The following is a 23,102-nucleotide window of genomic DNA, read 5'->3' on the forward strand; positions in this document are numbered from 1 at the left end:
CGCGGTGCGATTGAGGGGTATCGTATGCGCCGCGGTGGCCCGCCGACCAGAGGCGGCGGGCCACTTGCTTTGTCTTTCGCATCGCGCGTTTTTCCCGTTGACACCTTGCCTTTCACCCTCGTAGTGTCCGCCACGATGAAAAAGGCACTCATTCTCGTAGGAAAGCGCGTGGGCAAGGCGGTGTAACCGCCGGGCGAAAACCTCCCATGCGCAACACACAGGCTCCCATCGGGGGCCTTTTTTATTGCCCGAAACACGACTAAACGACCAGCAATCGCCTCATGGCTAGAAGTACGGGACCAGACCGATGAGCAACGGACAGAACGAACGGCGCGAAATGCCAAACAGGGAAATGACTGGCGCCGAAATGGTGGTGCAGGCGCTGAAGGACAATGGCGTCAAGCATGTCTTCGGCTATCCCGGCGGCGCGGTGCTTCCGATCTATGACGAAATCTTCCAGCAGGACGAGGTCGAGCACATCCTCGTCCGCCACGAGCAAGGCGCAGGGCATGCGGCCGAAGGCTATGCCCGCTCGACCGGCAAGGCCGGCGTCATGCTGGTGACCTCCGGCCCGGGCGCCACCAATGCGGTGACGCCGCTGCAGGATGCGCTGATGGATTCGATCCCGCTGGTCTGCCTGACCGGGCAGGTGCCGACTTCGCTGATCGGCTCCGACGCGTTCCAGGAGTGCGACACGGTCGGCATCACGCGCCCCTGCACCAAGCACAACTGGCTGGTGAAGGACGTCAACGAATTGGCCGCCACCATCCATGAGGCCTTCCATGTCGCGACGACCGGCCGCCCCGGCCCGGTGGTGGTCGACATTCCGAAGGATGTGCAGTTCGCCAAAGGCATCTATGTGCCGCCGCAGGCGGCGCCGCGCACCAGCTACCAGCCGAAGGTCCAGGGCGACCTGGAAAAGATCAAGGCCGCCGTCGAACTGATGGCCAGCGCCAAGAAGCCGATCATCTATTCGGGCGGCGGCGTCATCAACTCCGGTCCGGAGGCCAGCCATCTTCTGCGCGAACTGGTCGACCTCACCGGCTTCCCGATCACCTCGACGCTGATGGGCCTCGGCGCGTATCCGGCATCGGGCAAGAACTGGATGGGCATGCTGGGCATGCACGGCACTTATGAAGCCAATATGGCGATGCATGATTGCGACGTGATGATCTGCATCGGCGCGCGCTTCGACGACCGCATCACCGGACGGCTGACCGCCTTCTCGCCCAACTCGAAGAAGATCCACATCGACATCGATCCATCGTCGATCAACAAGAACGTGCACACGGAAGTGCCCATCATCGGCGATGTCGGCCGGGTGCTGGAGGACATGGTGCGGCTGTGGCGGGCGAGCGCCAAGGCCGACAAGAAGGCGCTCCATCCCTGGTGGGAGCAGATCGCCAAATGGCGCGCGCGTGACTCGCTCGCGTTCAAGATGAACCACGATGTGATCATGCCGCAATATGCCATCCAGCGGCTCTACGAACTGACCAAGGACATGGACACCTACATCACCACCGAGGTCGGCCAGCACCAGATGTGGGCGGCGCAGCACTATCATTTCGAGAAGCCGAACCGCTGGATGACGTCGGGCGGGTTGGGCACGATGGGCTACGGTCTGCCGGCTGCGCTCGGCGTGCAGATCGCGCACCCGGATGCGCTGGTCATCGACATCGCAGGCGATGCCTCGGTGCAGATGACGATGCAGGAGATGAGCGCGGCGGTGCAGCACAATGCGCCGATCAAGATCTTCATCCTCAACAACCAGTATATGGGCATGGTGCGCCAGTGGCAGCAGCTGCTGCACGGCAACCGTCTGTCGCATTCCTACACCGAAGCGATGCCCGACTTCGTCAAGCTGGCCGACGCATATGGCGGCCATGGCATTCGCTGCGAGAAGCCGGACGAGCTGGACGATGCGATCAAGGAGATGATCGCGGTGAAGAAGCCGGTGCTGTTCGATTGCCGGGTGGCGACGCTCGCCAACTGCTTCCCGATGATCCCGTCGGGCAAGGCGCATAATGAAATGCTCCTGCCCGACGAGGCGACCGACGAAGCCGTGGCCAACGCCATCGACGCCAAGGGCAGGGAACTGGTCTAGGTCCAAGCCGGGGCAGGGCTGTCGCGAGAAGCCGTGCGCAAACAGAGAATTAGCTCAAAGTCTGAAATCGAGATTCATGTCATGAACGCACAGCTTCAACCGACCGGCTCCGCCTATTTCATCGCCAAGGAAACGGAAAAGCCGGAGAACCACACGCTCTCCGTGCTGGTCGACAATGAGCCCGGTGTGCTTGCCCGGGTCATCGGCCTCTTTTCCGGCCGCGGTTATAACATCGAGAGCCTCACCGTCTCCGAGACCGAACACGAGAAGCACCTGTCGCGCATCACCATCGTGACGCGCGGCACGCCGCATGTGCTGGAGCAGATCAAGCACCAGCTCGAACGCATCGTACCGGTGCATCGCGTCGTCGATCTCACCGTGCGCTCGCACGAGTTCGGCCAGGAGCGGCCGCTGGAACGCGAGTTGGCGCTGGTCAAGGTCGCCGGCACCGGCGAAGCCCGCGTCGAGGCGCTGCGTCTGGCGGACGCTTTTCGCGCTTCGGTCATCGACGCCAACACCGAGCACTTCATCTTCGAGATTACCGGCAAGGGTTCGAAGCTCGACCAGTTCATCGCCATCATGAAGCCGCTCGGCCTGGTCGAGATCTGCCGCACCGGCGTGGCGGCGATGAACCGCGGCCCGCAAGGGATGTAGTCTCAGTCCAACTATTTTACCGGCTTGGGATCGACCTTGCCGCTCGCCAGATTCTTACTCTCCCTTTTGATCGGGCGCGATACCGGACAGACGTCCTGGACGAAGCCGTTCAGCGTGTTAACCAGATTGTTCTGGACCAGCGAGTAGCGGATGAATTGTCCCTGCCGCTCCCTGGCGATGAGGCCGGCCGTCTCCAGGATGCTCAGATGCTGCGAGATCGACGGCTTCGACATGTCGAAGCGCGCCGCGATCTCGCCCGCGGTCAGCGAGGAGTGGGCGAGATAGGCGAGGATCTTGCGCCTCGGCTGCGATGACAGCGCCTCGAACACGCGCTGTATGGCGCTGCTTGCCCCGATAGCCGTGTCGCCATCCGCTGCATTGTCTTCGATCACCGCCTGCCTCTGTCGTTTCGCTTCCGGTATTTAGTCTATTGCCTAAATACCTAAATCGGAATAGTAGATAGTTAGCTTATTGCCTAAATAAGCGCCGGCGCGCCGGAAGGCAAGGCTCTTTGGTCCGGAAATGTTTCCTGCAGAGGAGGGGTGCCGATGAAGACCATATCCACAGGCAGAATGATCTCGCAGCCTTGAGCGATGCCGAAGATGGCGAGGTCGTCTGGATGCCGGCCAAGTCGATCTGGGTCGGCGCGATGACGCTGATTGCGCTGGTGTTCGGGCCGCTGACCTTCAGCTGGAGCGCTTTCGCCCTGTTCGTAGCGACTACGGCGGTGACGATCTGCGCCGGACACTCGGTCGGCATGCATCGTCTGCTCATCCATCGCTCGTTCAGGGTTCACATGGCTCGAACACGCGCTGGTCTATCTCGGCACGCTCGTCGGCATGGCCGGTCCGTTCGGCATGATCTATGCGCATGACATACGAGACTGGGCGCAGCGCCAGACGGCCTGCCACGAGCTGCACGCCCACCGCCGGCCTTTCTTCACCGACGCTTTCTGGCAAATGCATTGCGCCGTGGCGTTGCGCAATCCGCCTGACTTCGTCATCGAGCCGTCGATCCGCAACGACCGCTTCTACAGATTTGTCGAGCGGACCTGGATGCTGCAGCAACTGCCGTGGACGATCCTTTTCTTTCTGCTCGGCGGGTGGAGCTGGGTGGTCTGGGGCATTGCGGTGCGGATCTCGGTGTCGCTGACCGGGCATTGGCTGGTCGGGCATTTCGCACATCGCAGCGGGCAGCAGGGCTGGCGCGTCGATGGCGTTGCCGTGCAGGGCTACAACCTGCCGCGTTTCGGCCTGGTGACCTTTGGCGAGAGTTTCCACGGCAATCACCATGCGTTTCCCGAATCCGCAAAGCTCGGCCTGGAACGCGGGCAGATCGATCTCGGCTGGCTCTTCATCCGCATCCTGGCTGCCCTCGGCCTCGCGCATGGCGTGAAGCTTCCCGGGAACACGCCGAGGCGCAAAGGCCTGCGGCGTGTGGCTGGCCATCAGGAGGCGGCCGCCGCTCCCAGCCTGTTGTCGGCGCGGGCCCACGGCAGGTAGACTGTGCCGGCCTGGCTGGCTCGGGATAGACGGATCACGGCGGGGCGCTTTGGACCAATGGAATGAGGTTGCGTCCAGCGCCCTGTCGATTTAAGTCAGCATTGCTGACCTTTGTGAGCCGTCATGACCCTCGACGCTTTCCTTGCCCTTTTGGTCTACGCCTTCGTGACCTCGATCACGCCGGGGCCGAACAACCTCATGCTCTTGGCGTCGGGCGTGAATTTCGGCCTCGTCAGAACCATTCCGCATATGCTGGGCATCAGCATGGGTTTCCTGGTGCTGTTGCTTGCCGTCGGCTTCGGCCTGGGCGCGGTGCTGACGGCGTTTCCGGCCTTGCACACCGGATTGACGATCGCCGGCGCTGCCTATCTGCTCTATCTCGCCTGGAAGATCGCCATGTCGCGCTCGCTGTCCAGCAAGGGTGAGACGGAGGCACGGCCGATGCGCTTCATCGAGGCAGCCGCATTCCAGTGGGTCAATGCGAAAGCCTGGGTGATGGCGATCACCGCCATGGCCGTCTACTCCAATCCGGACCACCCGTTCCTGTCGGTGGCGCTGATCGCGATCGCCTTCACCGTCGTCAACCTGCCGAGCGTCTCGGTGTGGGCCGGTTTCGGCACGGCGCTGCGCGGATTCCTGTCGGATCCGGTGCGGCTGAAATGGTTCAACATCGCCATGGGCGTGCTCTTGGCGGCGACGCTCTGGCCGATGCTGAAATAGACGCATCCGGCCTGAAATCTCAACCGCATCCTGGCTGGTTTTCCGACTGCTGAGCCGGCTGCATAGTCATTGTGCAGTGCACATTAAATCTTCGTAATGCCGTGTTTTGGCCCTTTTCCGACAAATGTGCGTCCTATCTACTTCGGCGAGATCGCGGCAAGACGCCGTGATTGGGTAGAATGAGACCACCGGGTTGGGCGTGTCGGATCATAGGGCTTTCAGTCGATGCGCGGAAAAGTCGTTCTGGCGGTGGTGGTGGCAGCGGCCTGTGTCGCCGCGGCATGGGTCTATTTTTCGCCGGCGGCAATGAGCAGTCTGCGGCAGATGCTGCCGGGCGCCAGGCAGGCGGCAGCAACGGACAAGCCGGCTGGATCGGACAAGGCTTCGGCCGACAAGGCTGGGGGCAAATCCGGCGCCGGCGGTAATGCCGCCCGTTCGGCCTCGATCGTCTCGGCCACCGCGACAATGGCCGATTTTCCGATCCGCCGTTACGCCATCGGCTTCGTGTCTTCGCCGGCCGTGGTCAACATCAACGCCCGCGTGTCCAGCCAGATCGTATCGATCGACGTCAAGGACGGCCAGATGGTGAAGGCCGGCGACCTGCTGTTCTCGCTCGACGACAGGGCGCTCAAGGCGCAGCTTGCCAAGGATCAGGCGACGCTCGCCAAGGACCAGGCCCTGCTAACCAGTTCGGGCTCCGACCTCCAGCGCGCCAAGGATCTCGTCGCCAAGCAGGCCGGCACGCAGCAGACCTACGACCAGGCGGTGGCGGCGCAAAAGGCTGCCGCGGCGACGGTCGATGCCGACAAGGCGACGATCGACGCCGACAATGTCCAGCTCGGCTTTGCCAGCATCAAGGCGCCGATTGCCGGCCGGCTGGGCGCGGTCAACGTTTCGGTCGGTGACCTGGTTACCTTGAGCAACGGCAACTCGAGCACGGCCACGCCGCTGGTGACGATCACCGAGATGGATCCGCTGCAAGTCAACTTCAACCTGCCGGAGAGCAACCTGGCGCTGCTGCACAAGGCGCTGGCCAACCCGCAGCAAGGCGCGGTGACGCTGACCAAGGATGGCGATCCGATGCCGATCGGCAAGGGCACTCTCGACTTCGTCGATTCCAGCGTCGACACCGCGTCCGGTACGATCGCGACACGGGCGAGCATTCCCAATGCCGATCTTTCACTGTGGCCCGGCCAGTATGTGAATGTCGTGCTCGACGCCGGCATCATGCCGCAGATGACATCCATCCCGACGGTCGCGATCCAGCCCAGCCAGAAGGGGCCGTTCGTCTATGTCGTCAAGCCGGACAACACGGTCGAGATGCGGCCGGTGCAGGTGGCGCTGACCGAAGGCGAAAACAGCGCCATCAGCGAGGGCGTCAAGTCGGGCGAGAAGGTTGTCGTCGAGGGCCAAACCAGGCTGAAGGACGGCGCCAGCGTGCATGAAGGCAAGGCAACTGCCGGCCGTCAGGCAGCGCCTAAGGTGGCGGAAGCCGACAAAGCCGGCGGAGCTGCCCAATGATCTCAGAATTCTGCATAAGAAGGCCTGTCGCGACGCTGCTGATGTCGTTCGCCCTCGTGCTGGGCGGGCTGTTTGCCTACAAGTTCCTGCCGGTGGCGGCGCTGCCGAGCGCCGAATTCCCGGTCGTCAATGTCTCGGCCAACCTGGCCGGCGCGTCACCCGAAACCATGGCCACTTCGGTGGCGACGCCGCTGATCAAGCAGTTCGCCACCATTGCCGGCATCGATTCCATCTCGACCAGCAATTCGCTGGGACGCACGTCCATTGCCATCCAGTTCGTGCTCAACCGGGATATCGACGCGGCGGCCGCCGACGTGCAGGCGGCGATCGCACGCACGCAGCGGCAACTGCCGCCCGAGATGACAGCGCCGCCGAGCTATCGCAAGGTCAATCCGGCCGACGCGCCGATCCTTCTGATGTCGCTGGTCAGCGACACGGTTCCGCTCACCGACCTCGACGCCTTCGCCGAAAACGTCATCTCGCCCTCGCTGTCGACCATCGACGGCGTGGCGCAGGTGTCGATCTTCGGCCAGCAGAAATATGCGGTGCGCGTGCAGATCGACCCGACGGCGCTGGCGGCGCGCGGCATTTCGATCGACCAGCTGCAGACGGCAATCGCGTCGGCCAACTCCAACACGCCGCTCGGCGTCTTGCAGAACGACAAGCAGCAGCTGACCATCACGGCCAATACGCAGCTCACCGATGCTGCCGGGTTCTCCAACCTCATCATCGCCACCAAGAACGGCCATCCGGTGCGGCTGGGCGAGGTGACGCGCGTCATCGACTCGGTCGAGACCACGACGACTGCAAGCTGGTATGACGGCACGCGCGCCATCATCCTGGCGGTGCAGCGCCAGCCCGACGCCAACACGGTCGACGTCGTCGACAAGGTCAAGGCGATGCTGCCGTCGTTCAAGGACCAAATGCCGGCCGCCGCCGACATCAAGCTGCTCAACGACCGTTCGACCTCGATCCGCCAGGCCGTCGACGACGTCCAGTTCACGCTGCTTCTGACCATCGCTTTGGTGGTGATGGTGATCTTCGTCTTCCTGCGCCGGGTGACTGCAACCATCATCCCGGCCGTGGCGGTGCCGATCTCGTTGATCGCGACGCTCGGCGCCATGTTCCTGTTCGGCTTTTCCATCGACAACATCTCGCTGATGGGCCTGACGCTCGCAGTCGGCCTCGTCGTCGACGACGCCATCGTCATGCTGGAAAACATCTTTCGCCACATGGAGGAGGACGGTCTCTCGGCCTTCGATGCCTCGCTGAAAGGCGCGCGCGAGATCGGCTTCACCATCATCTCGATCTCGATCTCGCTGGTGGCGGTGTTCATCCCCGTGCTTTTGATGGGCGGCGTCATCGGCCGCATCTTCAACGAATTCGCCGTCGTGGTAACGGTCGCCATCCTGGCTTCGATGTTCGTGTCGCTGACACTGACGCCGATGCTGTGTTCGCGCTTGCTGTCGGTGACCAAGGCCGATCGCGACAAGCATGCCCCCGGCCACAAGCACGATATCGTCACCCGCGGCTATGACCGGCTTTTGACCTTCTGCCTACGCCACACTTTTCTGGTGTTCCTCGTCTTCGCCGGCACGGCGTCAGGGTCGGTCTGGCTGATCGAGGTCTCGCCGAAAGGCTTCTTCCCGCAAGAGGATATCGGCCAGATCTCGGCGACGACGATCGCCAGGCAGGACATCTCCTACGACGCCATGGTCAAGCTGCAGAACCAGGCGGCAAGTGTCTTCTCGCGTTCGCCCTATGTCTCGCATGTGGCCTGGTCAGCCGGCGGCGGCAACAATGCGCTGAACCAGGGCCAGCTCTATGTGCAGCTGAAGGACAAGAGCCAGCGCCCCGACATCGATAAGGTGCTGTCGGATCTGCGGCGGCAACTGGCCACTGTGCCGGGGATCGATGCCTATATGCAGCCGGTGCAGAACCTGCGACTTGGCGCGCGTTCTTCCGCCAGCGCCTACCAGCTCGTCGTTCAGGGCCTCGATACCGGCCTGACCGACACATGGGCGCAAAAGCTCAACGATGCGATGGCGGCCGATCATGCGAATTTCACCGACGTCACCAGCGATTTGCAGAACAATTCATTGCAGGCGACGCTGGTGGTCGATCGCGACAAGGCGGCGTCGCTCGGCATCGACACCGACACGCTGCGCTCCAGCCTCTATGGCGGCTTCGGCACGGAGCAGGTCTCGACGATCTTCGGCTCGGCCGACAGTTACGAAGTCATCATGGAGCTCGATCCCAACATCGAATGGTCGCCCGAGCGCATGCTGGCCATCCAGGTCAGGACGGCAAGCGGCAGCCTGGTGCCGCTCGGCGCCTTTGCCCGCGTCGACCGCACCGCCGGCGCGCTGACGGTCAACCAGCTCGGCCAACTGCCGGCGGTGACCATCTCCTACAACCTGCCGCAAGGCGTGGCGCTGGGCGACAGCACGGCCCGCATCGCCGCGCTGAAGGAGCAGATCGGCATGCCGCCGGCGATTTCGACCAGCTTTGCCGGCACCGCCAAGACCTTCCAGGATTCGCTGGCCAATCAGGGCCTGCTGATCGGCGGCGCCATCCTGACCATCTATATCGTGCTCGGCATTCTCTATGAGAGCTTCATCCATCCGCTCACCATCCTGACCGGCCTGCCCTCGGCTGTGCTGGGCGCCGTGGTGGCGCTGCGCTTTGCCGGCATGGACCTGTCGGTGATCGCGGTGATCGGCATCCTGATGTTGATCGGCATCGTCAAGAAGAACGGCATCATGATGGTCGACGTCGCGCTGGAGCTGCGACGAGAAGGCATGTCGGCCAAGGAGTCCATACACAAGGCGTGCCTGATGCGTTTCAGGCCGATCATGATGACGACGTTGGCGGCGCTGATGGGCACGTTCCCGATCGCGCTCGGCACCGGCGCCAGTGCTGAGCTGCGCCAGCCGCTCGGTGTCGCGGTCGTCGGCGGGCTGCTCGCTTCCCAGGCGCTGACGCTGTTCGTCACCCCTGTCATCTATGTCTATTTCGAGAATTTCTCCGGCTGGCTGGTGAGCTTCTTCTCTTCGAAAAAGAACAGGCCGGAGCTGCATGCGGTCGAGAGCGGCGAGCAGGCCTCGCTGTTCGGTCCCGAGGATCGGCTCGAGCCGCAAAAGGCCGCCGCCGAATAGGCGATAGCCCGTGGCCCAAGCTGTCATACTTGCGGCCGCGTGCCGCCGATCCTAATCTGAGGTCATGTCCCATGATCATGACCACGACAATGAGCTCGACCCGTTTGCGGCGCGCGTGCGCGCGCTGGAGACCATCCTCACCGAAAAAGGCCTGATCGATCCGGCCGCAATCGACGTCATCGTCGACACCTATGAGACCAAGATCGGGCCGCGCAACGGCGCCAGGGTGGTGGCGAAAGCCTGGAGCGATCCGGCCTATGCCGAGTGGCTGAAGCGCGATGCGACGGGAGCGATCGCTTCGCTGAGCTATAGCGGCCGCCAGGGCGAGCACATGCAGGCGGTGTTCAACAGCGACGAGACGCACAACCTCGTCGTCTGCACGCTGTGCTCCTGCTATCCGTGGTCGGTGCTCGGGCTGCCGCCGGTCTGGTACAAGGCGCCGCCCTATCGCTCGCGGGCGGTTATCGATCCGCGCGGCGTGCTGGAGGAGTTCGGGCTGACCTTGCCGGCGGAGAAAAAGATCCGCGTCTGGGATTCCACCGCCGAACTGCGCTATCTCGTGGTGCCGATGCGGCCTGACGGTACCGAAGGCTGGAGCGAGGACCAACTCGCCGAACTGGTCAGCCGCGATGCCATGATCGGCACGGCGGTGGCCAAAGAACCCGGGACAAAGAAGGTACCGGCATGAACGGGCCGCAGGATCTCGGTGGGCAGATGGGTTTCGGGCCGGTCGCGCCCGAAAAGGACGAACCGTATTTTCATGCGGATTGGGAGAGGCGGGCGCTCGGCGTCACGCTGACTGCCGGCGCCATGGGCGCGTGGAACATCGACGAGAGCCGACACGCCAGGGAATCGCTGCATCCGGCCGTGTATTATTCGTCGAGCTACTACCAGATCTGGATCAAAGCGCTCGAGGTGCTGCTGAAGCGCCATGGCTTCGTCAGCGAGCGCGATCTGACGGAGGGTCGGGCGGTCGATCCGGCGGCGACGCCCAAAAGGGTGTTGAAGGCCGAAAACGTGCCGGCGGTACTGGCCAAGGGAGGACCTTGCGACCGGCCGGTCGAGACGGCGCCGCGCTTCAAGGCCGGCGACCCGGTGCAGACAAGGAATTTCAATCCCACCGCCCACACGAGGCTGCCGCGTTATGCGCGCGGCAAGCACGGAGTTATCGAGGCCGTGCGTGACGGTTTTGTGTTCCCCGACAGCAACGCGCATGGCAACGGTGAAAACCCGCAATGGGTCTATACCGTGGTCTTCGACGGCTCGGAAATCTGGGGCGAGGGCGCCGACCCGACGCTGACCGTCTCCATCGACGCCTGGGAGAGCTATCTTGAGCCGGCCTGAAGGTGCACTGCCGCCGGCGGGTCTGGACGAACCGGTATTCGCCGAACCCTGGCAGGCCGAAGCCTTCGCCATGACGGTGGCGCTGCATGACAAGGGCCTGTTTTCGTGGAGCGAATGGGCCGATGCGCTGTCGGCGCAAGTGAAGAAGCCGGGCGCCGCAAGCGATGGCCACGATTATTACGAGCATTGGCTGGCGGCGCTGGAAACGCTGCTGGCGGCCAAGGGCGTCGCCGGCAAAAACGATGTCGACACGCTCGCCGCCGCCTGGGAACGCGCCGCGCATGCAACTCCGCACGGCAAGCCGATTTTGTTGGAGAACGATCCCGGGCCGACCAGAGGTAGCGGCGGCGGCGCGAACATATAGTCCGCCTGTGGTTGGTGTTTGAAATCTGGCGGCCGATACAACTAATTTTCGACGACCATGCCTTCGTCGTCCCCATAGACAAACGCCTCAACGACGGCGAAGCGGCCACGGTTTTTGGAAATGGCGACGAAGTCGTTGTCACCCAAGTGGAGGATCACTTGCTCGTCGCTGATGGTAACACGTTCTATGGTTCTGGCATTTTCGTCACTCAGACAGGCCGTGACCTCGGTATATATCGCGAACCCTGCGTCATCCGACAAGGAGACAACGATGCCATAACCAGGTTCGCCGATTTCGATCTTCTTTATCGACTTTCCGATCAGCCTGTCTGCGAACGACCTCATCAATATCCTCGCTTATAGGTGTCTGCGCCGATCTGCATCTCGATCATGTCCGTGATAGTGGCATTGCCCGATCTAGGTTCAAATGCCTGAATTCAAATCGTTCGTTATCCGCTTGCATGTTCACTTTACGTTCGCATTTGCGCCTGCTAGTTTGTCCCGTTGAAGGTGAGGCAATCCCATCGTTTTAAACGGTGGTTGGCACCAAGCTTGTCTTTCTCTCGCGAATCCGGTCTGTCGAATCGATGGAATTCTCTCCCCAACAGGATGAGGCGTTGAAGGCGGTGGCGCGCTGGCTGAAAGAGGGCCGGCCGCAGGTCTTCCGGCTGTTCGGCTATGCCGGCACCGGCAAGACCACGCTGGCGCGCTATTTTGCCGAGCATGTCGACGGGCAGGTGCAGTTCGCCGCCTTCACCGGCAAGGCGGCGCAGGTGCTGCGTTCCAAGGGCGCGGTCAATGCCCGCACCATCCATTCGTTGATCTACCGGCCGAAGGGCGAGGAATCGGTGTCGGACGAGGTGACCGGCAAGACCTCGATGTCGCCGACCTTCTCGCTCAATCGCCAAAGCCCTATTTCACGGGCGAAGCTGGTGGTCATCGACGAATGCTCGATGGTCGACGAGCAGCTTGGCCGCGACCTTCTGAGTTTTGGCACGCCGATCCTGGTGCTTGGCGATCCGGCGCAGCTACCGCCGATCTCGGGCGGCGGCTTTTTCACCGAGCATGAGCCGGATGTGCTCTTGACCGAAATCCACCGCCAGGCGCGCGACAATCCGATCATCCAGCTGGCGCTCGACGTGCGCGAGGGCCGCGAGTTCATGCGTGGCGACTACGGCACCGCGCAGGTCATCGGCAAGGAGGACGTCACCCAGGAGCTGGTGCTGAAGGCGGACCAGGTGTTGGTCGGCACCAACCGCACACGCCGCCGCTACAATCAGCGCCTGCGCGAACTGAAGGGTTTCAATGCCGATTATCCGCAGGCCGGCGACAAGCTGGTCTGCCTGCGCAACGACCCCGCCAAGGGCCTGCTCAACGGTTCGCTGTGGAAGGTGATGACCTCGTCGCGCGAGACGGTGAAGCCGGGCATCAACCTTCTGGTCTCGCCCGAGGAGGACGATCCCGACCGCGGCGTCGCCAAGATCAAGCTGCTCAAGTCGGCTTTCGAGGATCCGGACGCCGATATCCCCTGGCAGCAGAAGAAGCGCTTTGACGATTTCGACTATGGCTACGCGCTGACCGTGCACAAGGCTCAGGGTTCGCAGTGGAACGACGTCGTTCTATTCGACGAGAGCTGGGCATTCAAGGAAACCCGCCAGCGCTGGCTTTATACCGCCATCACGCGGGCGGCAGAGCGGCTGACGATTGTTAGATAGCTGGCGTTAGATAGCGGCGTCAGGTAGCAGCCGGCGCAGCAGGGCTGAGTGGCGTCGCGCCCAGCCATGCCCAGGCGTCTGCTTCGTCCTCGGCATTGAAATGCCTGAACTCGATCGGTGGCGAAGCCGGAAGGAAGTTCCGCGCATCCGCTATCCAGTCGGGCTCACCGATCGTCGCGCACCGGGCGATATGCTCTAGCGCATGCACCGTGCCCTGTTTCAGCGTCTCGTCGTCCATATCGATCCAGTCGACGCCCTCATGATCGACCAGCCGCACCAAGACGTCGATCCTCGGGTGCAGCGCGTAGGCAGCCTCCAGCAATCCGAACAGATTTTCGCCGTCGGCGGCAGAGACATGGCCGACGACGTCGATGGCGAAAAGGTCCTCACGGTCGGTTTCGAGGCGGCGGATCGCGGGCACGGACTGGAGAAAATTCATTGGCTGGGTTCCCCCTTGCGAGCAGATGTCATCACTGGAACACCCGAAAGCCCCTGTCTGTTCCCATCAAAGGCAGTATAGATGCGCTGCACAAACAGCCGGACCTCACGCCATGCCCGCGAAACTCTCGGTCAATCTCAACGCCATCGCCATGCTGCGCAACCGCCGCAACCTGCCGTGGCCCAGCGTCACCGGGCTCGGCCGCCTGGCGTTGGCGGCCGGCGCGCACGGGCTGACTGTTCATCCGCGGCCCGACGAGCGCCACACCAGGCATTCCGACCTGCCCGAGATCCGGGCGCTTATCGACGACGAGTTTCCCAAGGCGGAATTCAACATCGAGGGCTACCCGACCGAGGATTTTCTGGCGCTTGTGGAAAGGCACCAGCCGGAGCAGGTGACGCTGGTGCCCGACGATCCGGCGCAGGCGACATCAGACCATGGCTGGAACTTTGCCGCCGAGGCGGCGTTCCTTAACCCGATCGTCAAGCGTCTGAAAAAAGGGGGCTTCCGCGTGTCGCTGTTTTCCGATCCGGATCCCACCGGCGTCAATGCCGCGCGCGACACCGGCGCCGACCGCATCGAGCTCTATACCGGGCCCTACGGCAGCTACCATTCCGATTCCGCCAAGGCGCGGAAGGAACTGGAAAGATTGGGAAAAACCGCGGATGCCGCACTCGCCGCCGGACTCCAGGTCAATGCCGGGCACGATCTGGTGGTGAACAACCTTCCGGCATTGGCAAAGCGCATTCCGGCATTGGCCGAAGTGTCTATCGGACACGGGTTGACAGCCGATGCGTTGGAGTATGGCATGGCCGGCACGGTGGGGCGGTTTCTGAAGGCTTGCGGTTGGTAGCGGTGGAAGGCTCGTGTCGAAGGTGATATCGCATGACAGCAAGCAAGGCGCACCGCGCGGTGATCGGGGAGTAGTCGATGGCTCTTTCCAGCATCGGTAGCGAGGCTGAACCCGTCGAACAACCGAACCACTCCCACACTGAACAGCACAGCACCAAAGTTCTGATGCTGGGCGCGCTTGGCGTCGTCTATGGCGATATCGGCACCAGCCCGATCTATGCCTTCCGCGAGGCGCTTCACGCTTCGCCTGGTACCGACACGCGTATAGATGTCCTGGGCGTGCTGTCGCTGATCGTCTGGGCGCTGACGATTATCGTCACCATAAAATACGTCGCTTTCGTGCTTCGCGCCGACAACAAGGGCGAGGGCGGCACGCTGTCCCTGATGGCGCTGGCGCGCAGCGCCTATCCAAAAGGCGCCAAGCTCATCCTCGGCATCGGACTTTGCGGGGCGTCGCTTTTTTTCGGAGACGCTATCATAACTCCGGCCATTTCCGTGCTGTCGGCAGTTGAGGGCCTGGAAGTGGTGACACCGACGCTGGAGGCCTATGTCGTTCCGATCACCTTGGTCATCCTGGCATTTCTGTTCTCCGTGCAGCGCTTCGGCACGGGGAAGGTGGCGGCAGTATTCGGGCCGGTGACGGCGCTATGGTTCCTGGCCATCGGCGTTTCCGGGCTCTACCACCTGATGGATGATCCTTCGGTGCTGTTGGCGATCAACCCGTATTATGCGATCGCCTACTTAGCCGGCACGCCGACCGCCGCTTTCGTGACCGTTGGTGCAGTGTTCCTGGCGGTAACGGGGGCCGAGGCGCTTTATGTCGACCTTGGACATTTCGGGCGCAAGCCGATCGTGCTCGCGTGGTTTTCCGTGGTGTTTCCTTGCCTGCTGCTCAACTACTTCGGCCAGGGCGCCTTTGTATTGGCGAATGGCGGCAGGCCGACCAATCCATTCTTCGAGATGTTGCCGGATTGGGCGCTGATGCCAATGGTCGGCTTGGCAACGGCCGCCACCGTGATCGCCAGTCAGGCGGTGATCTCGGGTGCTTTTTCGCTGGCACGCCAGGCAGTGCAACTCAACCTGCTGCCCCGCATCGAGGTGCAGCACACGTCCGAAATGCAGAGCGGCCAGATTTATATGCCGCGCGTCAACCTGCTCATCGCCCTGGGAGTGATGCTGCTGGTTGTCGGCTTCGGCAGCTCGAGTTCGCTGGCTTCCGCTTACGGAATTTCGGTGACCGGCGAGATGCTGATGACAACCATTCTGCTGTTCGTTGTCATGCGCAATTTGTGGAAATGGCAGCTTGGGCTCGCCCTGGCATTGGCGCTGCTGTTCGGCACCATCGACATGGGTTTCTTCCTGGCGAATGTCGTCAAGATCGTGGAAGGCGGATGGGTGTCAATATCCGTTGCCTGCCTCATGGGGCTGATCATGACCACCTGGATACGCGGCAGCCGCTATCTCTTCGACAAGACCCGGCGCAACGAAATCCCGCTCGATTTCCTCGCCGGCAATCTGTTGAAGAAGAAGCCGCAGCTGNCCTGGCTGCGCGGCAGCCGCTATCTGTTCGACAAGACCCGGCGCAACGAAATCCCGCTCGATTTCCTCGCCGGCAATCTGTTGAAGAAGAAGCCGCAGCTGGTGTCCGGCACCGCCGTGTTCCTGACCAGCGATCCGCAAAGCGCGCCGACAGCGCTGATGCACAGCCTGAAGCACTACAAGGTGCTGCACGAGCAGAACGTCATTCTGTCGGTGGTCACCGCACCGCAGCCGCTGGTGCCCGACAGCGAACGGGTCAAGATGGAGACAGTCAACGAGTTGTTCATGCGGGTGACGCTGACCTTCGGCTATATGGAGCAGCCCAACATTCCGCGCGCGCTGGCGATCTGCCGCAAGCAGGGCTGGAAGTTCGACATCATGACGACNTCGTTCTTCCTGTCGCGGCGCTCGCTCAAAGCATCGCCCAATTCCGGCATGCCGGTGTGGCAGGACAAGCTGTTCATCGGGCTCGCCCGCTCGGCGGCCGATGCGACGGAGTATTTCCAGATCCCGACCGGACGTGTGGTCGAGATCGGCACGCAGGTGGCGATCTGAGGTTTCCGGCAGCCTTTGACGCCACGCACCGGTCATTGCGGGGCAAGCCCTGCGCTGGGAACATGGTAGCCCTACCGTCACGGCACTTGATATTGCATCGCAGCAAGCGTAGAGCACCGCGCGCTTATCGGAGTGTCGTCCATGGCCCTTACCAATGCTGGTATTGAGGCAGAACCCGTCGAACAATCGAGCCATCCCGAAATCGAACAGCACAGCACCAAAGTTCTGATGCTGGGCGCGCTCGGTGTGGTCTATGGCGACATCGGCACCAGCCCGATCTACGCCTTCCGGGAAGCGCTTGTTGCGTCCTCCGGCGGCGAAATCGCCGAGCGCGGCGATATTCTGGGCGTGCTGTCGCTGATCATCTGGTCGTTGACGATTATCGTCACCATCAAATACATCATGTTCGTGCTCAGAGCCGACAACCGAGGCGAGGGCGGCGTGCTGTCGCTGATGGCGCTGGCGCGCGGCAGTTTCCCGACCCGCTCGGCGATCATCCTGGCCATCGGTATTGTCGGCGCGTCATTGTTCTTCGGTGACGCCGTCATCACGCCGGCAATNCTCGGCGATCATCCTGGCCATCGGTATTGTCGGCGCGTCATTGTTCTTCGGTGACGCCGTCATCACGCCGGCAATCTCGGTGCTTTCGGCGGTTGAAGGCATGAATGTCGTTACCCCGACCTTCCAGCCCTACGTCGTGCCGCTGACGCTGGTCATCCTGGCGATCCTGTTTTCGGTGCAGCGCTTCGGGACCGGCGGTGTGGCGCTGATCTTTGGCCCGATCACGGCGGTCTGGTTCCTGGCTATCGGTCTTTCGGGCTTGAACCACATCATCGCCGATCCCGAAATCCTGTGGGCGGTCAGCCCGCACTACATCGTCGCCTTCCTGATCAATTCGCCCGATGTCGCCTTCGTCACCATCGGCGCCATCTTCCTCGCCGTCACCGGCGCCGAAGCGCTTTATGCCGATCTCGGCCATTTCGGCCGCAAGCCCATCGTGCTCGCCTGGCTGGCCATCGTGTTTCCCTGCCTACTGCTAAACTATGCCGGGCAGGGCGCTTTCGTGCTGGCGAAGAACGGTCACGTCGGCCATCCATTCTTCGAGATGAACGAAGGCTGGACGCTGATCCCGATGGTGGTATTGGCAACCGCGGCGACGGTTATCGCCAGCCAGGCGGTCATCTCCGGCGCCTTCTCGCTGACCCGGCAGGCGGTGCAGCTCAATATGCTGCCGCGCCTCGAAATCCTGCACACGTCGGAACGGCAGTCGGGCCAGATCTACATGCCNGTGATGTTGCTGGTCGTCGGTTTCGGCGAATCGAGCAAGCTGGCCTCCGCCTATGGCATCTCGGTGACCGGCAACATGCTGGTGACGACGGTGCTGCTGTTCGTCGTCATGACGCGCATCTGGAAATGGCGGCTGTGGGTGGCGGTCGCCATGACGGCGGTGTTCGGCTTCATCGACATCGGCTTCTTCGCCTCCAACATCGTGAAGGTGTTCGAGGGCGGCTGGGCGTCGCTTGCGGTGGCCTTCACCATCGTTCTGGCGATGTGGACCTGGGTGCGCNGTGATGTTGCTGGTCGTCGGTTTCGGCGAATCGAGCAAGCTGGCCTCCGCCTATGGCATCTCGGTGACCGGCAACATGCTGGTGACGACGGTGCTGCTGTTCGTCGTCATGACGCGCATTTGGAAATGGCGCCTGTGGGTGGCGGTGGCGATGACGGCGGTGTTCGCGTTCATCGACATCGGCTTCTTTGCCTCCAACATCGTCAAGGTGTTCGAGGGCGGCTGGGCGTCGCTTGCGGTGGCCTTCACCATCGTTCTGGCGATGTGGACCTGGGTGCGCGGCAGCCGCTATCTGTTCGACAAGACCCGGCGCAACGAAATCCCGCTCGATTTCCTCGCCGGCAATCTGCTGAAGAAGAAGCCGCAGCTGGTGTCCGGCACCGCCGTGTTCCTGACCAGCGATCCGCAAAGCGCGCCGACAGCGCNCGACGGAGTATTTCCAGATCCCGACCGGACGTGTGGTCGAGATCGGCACGCAGGTGGCGATCTGAGGGGTCTCGAAGGGACAAATCGTCGAGGAGGCTAATATGAGCGGCGAATTGGTGCTGGTCACCGGCGGGTCCGGCTTCCTCGGCGCTCACTGCATCCTCGAACTGTTGAAGGCCGGCTACCGCGTCCGCACCTCCGTGCGATCGGCCAGGCGCGAAGCCGATGTGCTCGCCATGCTCAAGGCAGGTGGCACGGAGCCCGGTGACGCCCTTTCATTCGCCCATGCCGATCTGATGGCCGACGCAGGCTGGCCGGCGGCGGTGGCCGGCTGCGATTACGTGCTGCATGTCGCATCGCCTTTTCCGCCCGGCGTGCCCACGCATGAGGATGACCTGATCCTTCCGGCGCGCGAGGGCGCGTTGCGCGTGCTGCGGGCGGCGCGGGATGCCGGGGTCAGGCGCGTCGTGCTCACCTCATCCTTCGCGGCCGTCGGCTATGGCAAGATGCGCGCGGATGGGCAGCCTTTCAACGAGGAAAACTGGACCGATCCGGCAGGCAAGGTCAGCGCCTATGTGAAGTCCAAGACGCTCGCCGAGCGCGCGGCCTGGGATTTCATCGCCGAGCAGGGCGGCGCGCTGGAGCTTGCGGTCGTCAATCCCGTTGGCATCTTTGGACCGGTGCTCGGCGCGGACCATTCGACCTCGACCGAATTTGTCCAGCGCATGCTGAACGGCGCCGTGCCTGGGCTGCCGCGCCTGTCCTTCGGCGTCGTCGACGCGCGCGACGTGGCGGATCTGCATGTTCGCGCCATGACCCACCCCGCCGCCAAGGGCGAACGGTTCCTCGCTGTCGCCGGCGATTTCATGACGGTGCGCGAGATCGCGCAGACCCTGAAGACGCGGCTCGGGCCGGCGGCGTCGCGCGTCTCGACGCGGGAGTTTCCCGATTGGCTGGTGCGCATCATCGGGCTGTTCAATCCGGAAGCGGCACAACTCGCAACGGAACTGGGCAAGATCAAGAACGCCACCAACGCCAAGGCGGTGCGCGTGCTCGGCTGGGCGCCACGCTCGCGCGAAGATGCGTTGACTGCCACGGGCGAAAGCCTGATCCGGCTGGGACTGGTCAAGCGACGTAAGTAATTGTGCGGGAGGCCGAACCTTAAGGGCTCGGCGTCCCGCAACGGCAGCTTTCAGCCGGCCAGTGCAGCCTTGTTCGTCTCCAGAAACTGCTTCAGCGGCACCGACTTTCGGCCGGAGAGTTTTTCGACCGCGTCGGTCACCATGCCGAGGTCACCGGCGCGGGCGGCGGCGTCGAATGAAACCAGCACCTTGGCGAAGGGTTCAGGCAGGCCGGCCGACTTCATTCCCTCGGTCAGGGCTTCGTCGGAAAGCTGGATGACCTTGATCGGCTTGCTGGTGACCTCGGTGACCAACGCCGCCACTTCGGCAGCCGTATACGCACTGGGGCCGGTGAGCGTGTAAGTCGCGCTTTCGCTGCTGTCCGAGGCGAGCCCCGCTGCGATCGCCGCCGCGAAATCGTCGCGCGTGCCGTAGGAAATGGCGCCGTCGCCGGCGGAGGTGTACCACTGACCCGACGCCAGAACCTGCGGCAACGCCATGAACAGGTTCTCGTTATACCAGCCGTTGCGGAATATCGTGTAGGGGATCCCGCTCGCCTTGATCGCCTGTTCGGTGTCGTAGTGGTCGGGCGCGAAAACAACCGGCGAACCAGGCTCGGGGTTGGGCATCGAGGTGTACAGCAGGTGGCCGACGCCAGCCTGTTTGGCCGCCGTCACCGCCGCAAGCTGCTGCTCGCGCCGCTTCCCCTGTACCTCAAGTTCGTTGGTCGAGATGACGAGTGCCCGGTCGGCTCCCGCGAAGGCCTCGGCAAGCGATTGCGGGTCGTTGAAGTCAGCGGCTCTGACGACGACGCCGCGCACCGCCAGATCGGCAAGGTTGGCGGGTGTACGGGTGGTGGCGATGATGCGGTTTGCGGGGACCTTTAATGTGTCCAGCAGGTGGTTGATGACGCCGCGGCCAAGCTGGCCGGAAGCGCCGGTGACGAGAAGGGTTGCGGTCATGGGGGATCCTGAAATTGCGCCGGGTGGCGGGTGCTTCTGACAGTCTCAAAAAGAGACCAGCACTAAAATAAGAATTGACCGGCCACCGTAAAGAAGGCAGTTTTTAGGGAGGTAGGCACCGCCAGGGAACCAGCAGCCATGGACGGCAAGGTCGTCAATCTGAGAACCAAGCTCAATATATTCAAAGCCACCAGCGATGGCGCAAACATTGCCGATTGCCCGGTTCGCGACGTGATGCAGGGCGTGAACGGCAAATGGAGTTCGCTGCTGATGGCGGCGCTCGCAGAGCAGCCCTATCGTTTCGGCGAGTTGCGGCGCCTGGTGCCCGACATCTCGCAGCGCATGCTCACCCAGACGCTCCACGATCTGCAGCGCGACGGCTTTGTTCATCGCGAAGTGTTCCCGACCAAGCCGCCAAGCGTCGAATACAGCCTGACCGATCTCGGCCGTTCGATGTTCGGCGCCTTGCATCAATTGATCCTGTGGGCCGAACTCAACCATGGTGCGGTGCGCACGGCGCGCGCTTCCTTCGACGCCGGTGGCTGATATTTTGGTCCATGCAGCAAAGGCTTGATTTGACAATGGCGCTGAAGGATTGTCCGGCCAGTGGTTGGGCGGGCAATGGAAAAATCTCTCGACATCGCGATTGCGGGCGCCGGCCCGGCGGGGCTCGCCACCGCGCTCTATCTCAAGCGCGCGGGCCACAACGTCACCATCTTCGAACGTTTCGAGGAACCCAAGCCCGTCGGTTCCGGACTGATCCTGCAGCCGACCGGGCTGAGCGTGCTCGCCGATCTCGGCCTGCTCGACGACATTCTGGCGCTGGGGAGCCGCATCGAGCGTCTGCATGGCGCCGATGCCTCGACCGGCCGCACCGTGCTCGCCGTGCGCTACGATGCGCAGCCTGGCGGCCGCTTCGGGCTGGCGGTACACCGGGCGGCATTGTTCAACGTGTTGTTTCGCGCCGCGCAGCGCCAAGGTATCGCCATCGAAACCAGTGTCGAGATCGAGGCGCTGGACGTCGGTGAGCGGGCGATCCTGATCTTCGACAAGAGCCGAACGGTGGGGGGCCGCAGGGCAGGGCCGTTCGACCTCGTGGTCGACGCCAGCGGCTCGCGTTCGAAGCTGCGCCGGTGCCTCAACGATCCGGCCCAGCCGCGGCAGCTCACTTACGGCGCGTTCTGGGCCTCGCTCGGCTGGCGCGAAGGCTTCGACGAAAATGCGCTGCTGCAGCGCTACGACAAGGCCAGCGTGATGATCGGCGTCCTGCCGATCGGCCGACCGGAGCCGGGCGGGGAAAAGATGGCGGCGTTCTTCTGGAGCCTGAAGCCGGCGGATGCCGAAAACGTGCGCGCGGCAGGGCTCGACGCCTGGAAGGCGAGACTGGTCTCGCTGTGGCCACAGTGCGAGGCGTTCACCAGCCAGATCGACAGCTTCGACCAGCTGTCGCTGGCGCGCTACGGCCACCACACGATGAAGCTGCCGGCCGGCCGCAGGCTGGCCGTCATCGGCGATGCCGCGCATTCGACCAGCCCGCAGCTCGGGCAAGGCGCCAACATGGCGCTGCTCGACGCGGCAGCACTCAGCCATGCCTTGGCACAAACGGGCAACGTCGAGGCAGCGCTGGAAAGCTACGCCCGGGCGCGGCGATGGCATGTCCGAATCTTCCAGCTGCTGTCGCTGGCGCTGACGCCGTTCTACCAGTCGGACGGCACGATGCTGCCCTTCTTCCGCGACAGGCTGGTGGCAACCATCGCAAAGGTGCCGCCACTGCCAAGCGTGCTCGCCTCGATGGTGGCCGGCACTTTGATCGATCCGTTCAGGCGGATCGGGCTAGAGGAGGTGCACTGGCCAGATCATCCGGCGAGATCAGGGTCGAGAGAAACGAATTTCTCGCACGCAGGAATAGACGCAGCCGCTGCGGATAGTCCGGCGCCACGGCACCCTTGATCGAGGCGCGTTCGCTCAACGCCTTGCGCCAGGCCTGGACCAATGGCTTGCCGTCCAGAATGCCGAAATTGCCGATCCGGTAGAAGGCGTCGAGATAGCGGAAGACCGGGCCGTAGACGGCATCGACGAGGCAAAAGCGCTGGCCGCTGAACCACGGTCCGGCCTGGTCGGCCAGTTCGTCCTCCAGACGATCGAACATGGCCGAAAGTGCCGTGGACTCTGCCAGGAAGGCGGCCTCCGTCGAAGCCGAGTAGAACCGGCCGATGGTGTTCAATGTCGCCGAGCCGAACTCGATCCAGGCGCGATGCCGGGCACGGGCGTAGGCGTCGGCCGGATGCAGAGGATTGGCTTGCGTCTCCTCGAGGAATTCGAGAATGACGGCGGATTCGAAGATCACCGTCTCCTCGCCATTTGCCTGGACGATCAGCAGCGGCACCTTGCCCAGCGGCGAGATCGCCTTGAACCAGTCCGGCTTGTTGGCGAGGTCGATGGTGACGCGTTCGAACGGCACGCCCTTCTCAGTCAGCGAGATCGCGGCGCGCTGGACATAGGGGCACAGATGATGGCTGACCAGAATGAGCTTGCCAGTCATTTCATTCTTCTCAGGCAT

The 23,102-nt window shown here is 63.0% G+C and carries 18 protein-coding genes and 4 pseudogenes; 17 read left to right on the forward strand and 5 right to left on the reverse strand.

What is annotated here, in order from left to right:
• The first annotated feature begins 307 nt into the window (after positions 1-307).
• Entirely contained in the window at positions 308-2,104 is a 1,797-nt protein-coding gene (locus tag X726_RS162220) for an acetolactate synthase 3 large subunit (protein WP_023668351.1), read from the forward strand.
• Positions 2,105-2,185: 81 nt separating this feature from the next.
• Positions 2,186-2,758, forward strand: a complete 573-nt coding sequence (gene ilvN, locus X726_RS162215; RefSeq protein ID WP_023668352.1) for an acetolactate synthase small subunit — start codon at positions 2,186-2,188, stop codon at positions 2,756-2,758.
• A gap of 11 nt (positions 2,759-2,769) precedes the next feature.
• Here ilvN and X726_RS0134580 read toward each other — a convergent pair whose 3' ends face one another.
• Complete coding sequence (locus X726_RS0134580; RefSeq protein ID WP_023702997.1) at positions 2,770-3,150, reverse strand: metalloregulator ArsR/SmtB family transcription factor; 381 nt, start codon at positions 3,148-3,150, stop codon at positions 2,770-2,772.
• 156 nt (positions 3,151-3,306) lie between these two features.
• On the opposite strand from X726_RS0134580, the pseudogene X726_RS01000000166645 reads away from it, so the two are divergent.
• From X726_RS01000000166645 to X726_RS162185, 7 genes and pseudogenes are all read left to right on the forward strand, one after another.
• A pseudogene (locus X726_RS01000000166645) lies at positions 3,307-4,260 on the forward strand (acyl-CoA desaturase).
• A 123-nt stretch (positions 4,261-4,383) separates the two neighbouring features.
• Positions 4,384-4,980 (forward strand): LysE family translocator, encoded by a 597-nt coding sequence (locus X726_RS162210; RefSeq protein WP_023668354.1) that lies wholly within the window; start codon positions 4,384-4,386, stop codon positions 4,978-4,980.
• 225 nt (positions 4,981-5,205) lie between these two features.
• Positions 5,206-6,501, forward strand: coding sequence for an efflux RND transporter periplasmic adaptor subunit (locus X726_RS162205; RefSeq protein WP_023668355.1), 1,296 nt, complete (start codon positions 5,206-5,208; stop codon positions 6,499-6,501).
• A complete protein-coding gene (locus X726_RS162200; RefSeq protein ID WP_023668356.1) occupies positions 6,498-9,659 on the forward strand; it encodes an efflux RND transporter permease subunit in 3,162 nt (1,053 codons plus the stop codon). Before X726_RS162205 ends, X726_RS162200 begins: the two co-directional genes overlap by 4 nt.
• A gap of 64 nt (positions 9,660-9,723) precedes the next feature.
• The gene (nthA, locus tag X726_RS162195) at positions 9,724-10,347 is read left to right on the forward strand and encodes a nitrile hydratase subunit alpha (protein ID WP_023668357.1); all 624 of its coding nucleotides are present in this window, start codon (positions 9,724-9,726) and stop codon (positions 10,345-10,347) included.
• Positions 10,344-11,003 carry a nitrile hydratase subunit beta gene (nthB, locus tag X726_RS162190; RefSeq protein WP_023668358.1) on the forward strand — a complete coding sequence of 220 codons (660 nt, stop codon included), beginning with the start codon at positions 10,344-10,346 and terminating at the stop codon, positions 11,001-11,003. Before nthA ends, nthB begins: the two co-directional genes overlap by 4 nt.
• On the forward strand, positions 10,990-11,367 hold the full coding sequence (locus X726_RS162185; protein WP_023668359.1) for a nitrile hydratase accessory protein: 378 nt from the start codon (positions 10,990-10,992) through the stop codon (positions 11,365-11,367). The genes nthB and X726_RS162185 overlap by 14 nt, the downstream gene beginning before the upstream one ends.
• A gap of 41 nt (positions 11,368-11,408) precedes the next feature.
• Here X726_RS162185 and X726_RS162180 read toward each other — a convergent pair whose 3' ends face one another.
• Positions 11,409-11,711, reverse strand: a complete 303-nt coding sequence (locus X726_RS162180; RefSeq protein WP_023668360.1) for a hypothetical protein — start codon at positions 11,709-11,711, stop codon at positions 11,409-11,411.
• A gap of 242 nt (positions 11,712-11,953) precedes the next feature.
• On the opposite strand from X726_RS162180, the gene X726_RS162175 reads away from it, so the two are divergent.
• Positions 11,954-13,081 (forward strand): ATP-dependent RecD-like DNA helicase, encoded by a 1,128-nt coding sequence (locus X726_RS162175; RefSeq protein ID WP_023668361.1) that lies wholly within the window; start codon positions 11,954-11,956, stop codon positions 13,079-13,081.
• A 19-nt stretch (positions 13,082-13,100) separates the two neighbouring features.
• Here the strand turns inward: X726_RS162175 and X726_RS162170 are convergent, their stop codons facing one another.
• Positions 13,101-13,520 (reverse strand): STAS/SEC14 domain-containing protein, encoded by a 420-nt coding sequence (locus tag X726_RS162170; protein WP_023668362.1) that lies wholly within the window; start codon positions 13,518-13,520, stop codon positions 13,101-13,103.
• Positions 13,521-13,632: 112 nt separating this feature from the next.
• On the opposite strand from X726_RS162170, the gene X726_RS162165 reads away from it, so the two are divergent.
• From X726_RS162165 to X726_RS162160, 5 genes and pseudogenes are all read left to right on the forward strand, one after another.
• Positions 13,633-14,373 (forward strand): pyridoxine 5'-phosphate synthase, encoded by a 741-nt coding sequence (locus X726_RS162165; protein ID WP_023668363.1) that lies wholly within the window; start codon positions 13,633-13,635, stop codon positions 14,371-14,373.
• Between the two features lie 164 nt (positions 14,374-14,537).
• The gene (locus X726_RS0134590) at positions 14,538-16,466 is read left to right on the forward strand and encodes a potassium transporter Kup (protein ID WP_156940615.1); all 1,929 of its coding nucleotides are present in this window, start codon (positions 14,538-14,540) and stop codon (positions 16,464-16,466) included.
• Positions 16,467-16,607: 141 nt separating this feature from the next.
• Positions 16,608-18,033: pseudogene (locus tag X726_RS01000000166650) on the forward strand (KUP/HAK/KT family potassium transporter); the annotation flags it as partial.
• Between the two features lies 1 nt (position 18,034).
• Positions 18,035-18,524 (forward strand): annotated as a pseudogene (locus X726_RS1000000168520) (KUP/HAK/KT family potassium transporter); the annotation flags it as partial.
• A 36-nt stretch (positions 18,525-18,560) separates the two neighbouring features.
• The gene (locus X726_RS162160) at positions 18,561-19,601 is read left to right on the forward strand and encodes an aldehyde reductase (RefSeq protein WP_023668370.1); all 1,041 of its coding nucleotides are present in this window, start codon (positions 18,561-18,563) and stop codon (positions 19,599-19,601) included.
• A 50-nt stretch (positions 19,602-19,651) separates the two neighbouring features.
• Here X726_RS162160 and X726_RS162155 read toward each other — a convergent pair whose 3' ends face one another.
• The gene (locus X726_RS162155) at positions 19,652-20,542 is read right to left on the reverse strand and encodes an SDR family oxidoreductase (protein ID WP_023668371.1); all 891 of its coding nucleotides are present in this window, start codon (positions 20,540-20,542) and stop codon (positions 19,652-19,654) included.
• Positions 20,543-20,680: 138 nt separating this feature from the next.
• On the opposite strand from X726_RS162155, the gene X726_RS162150 reads away from it, so the two are divergent.
• Entirely contained in the window at positions 20,681-21,088 is a 408-nt protein-coding gene (locus X726_RS162150; protein ID WP_023668372.1) for a helix-turn-helix domain-containing protein, read from the forward strand.
• Between the two features lie 75 nt (positions 21,089-21,163).
• Positions 21,164-22,396, forward strand: a pseudogene (locus X726_RS162145) (NAD(P)/FAD-dependent oxidoreductase); the annotation flags it as partial.
• Here X726_RS162145 and X726_RS1000000168525 read toward each other — a convergent pair.
• On the reverse strand, positions 22,362-23,102 hold the full coding sequence (locus tag X726_RS1000000168525) for a glutathione S-transferase family protein (protein ID WP_084630617.1): 741 nt from the start codon (positions 23,100-23,102) through the stop codon (positions 22,362-22,364). The pseudogene X726_RS162145 and the gene X726_RS1000000168525 overlap by 35 nt on opposite strands.

Source organism: Mesorhizobium sp. LSJC285A00 (assembly GCF_000503155.1).
In the GTDB taxonomy this organism is placed as follows: Bacteria; Pseudomonadota; Alphaproteobacteria; order Rhizobiales; family Rhizobiaceae; genus Mesorhizobium.

Coding starts and splice junctions, on each gene's coding strand:
- X726_RS162220 (WP_023668351.1), top strand. CDS start 308: ATGAGCAACGGACAGAACGAACGGCGCGAAATGCCAAACAGGGAAATG.
- ilvN (WP_023668352.1), top strand. CDS start 2,186: ATGAACGCACAGCTTCAACCGACCGGCTCCGCCTATTTCATCGCCAAG.
- X726_RS162210 (WP_023668354.1), top strand. CDS start 4,384: ATGACCCTCGACGCTTTCCTTGCCCTTTTGGTCTACGCCTTCGTGACC.
- X726_RS162205 (WP_023668355.1), top strand. CDS start 5,206: ATGCGCGGAAAAGTCGTTCTGGCGGTGGTGGTGGCAGCGGCCTGTGTC.
- X726_RS162200 (WP_023668356.1), top strand. CDS start 6,498: ATGATCTCAGAATTCTGCATAAGAAGGCCTGTCGCGACGCTGCTGATG.
- nthA (WP_023668357.1), top strand. CDS start 9,724: ATGTCCCATGATCATGACCACGACAATGAGCTCGACCCGTTTGCGGCG.
- nthB (WP_023668358.1), top strand. CDS start 10,344: ATGAACGGGCCGCAGGATCTCGGTGGGCAGATGGGTTTCGGGCCGGTC.
- X726_RS162180 (WP_023668360.1), bottom strand. CDS start 11,711: ATGAGGTCGTTCGCAGACAGGCTGATCGGAAAGTCGATAAAGAAGATC.
- X726_RS162175 (WP_023668361.1), top strand. CDS start 11,954: ATGGAATTCTCTCCCCAACAGGATGAGGCGTTGAAGGCGGTGGCGCGC.
- X726_RS162170 (WP_023668362.1), bottom strand. CDS start 13,520: ATGAATTTTCTCCAGTCCGTGCCCGCGATCCGCCGCCTCGAAACCGAC.
- X726_RS162165 (WP_023668363.1), top strand. CDS start 13,633: ATGCCCGCGAAACTCTCGGTCAATCTCAACGCCATCGCCATGCTGCGC.
- X726_RS162160 (WP_023668370.1), top strand. CDS start 18,561: ATGAGCGGCGAATTGGTGCTGGTCACCGGCGGGTCCGGCTTCCTCGGC.
- X726_RS162155 (WP_023668371.1), bottom strand. CDS start 20,542: ATGACCGCAACCCTTCTCGTCACCGGCGCTTCCGGCCAGCTTGGCCGC.
- X726_RS162150 (WP_023668372.1), top strand. CDS start 20,681: ATGGACGGCAAGGTCGTCAATCTGAGAACCAAGCTCAATATATTCAAA.
- X726_RS1000000168525 (WP_084630617.1), bottom strand. CDS start 23,102: ATGCCTGAGAAGAATGAAATGACTGGCAAGCTCATTCTGGTCAGCCAT.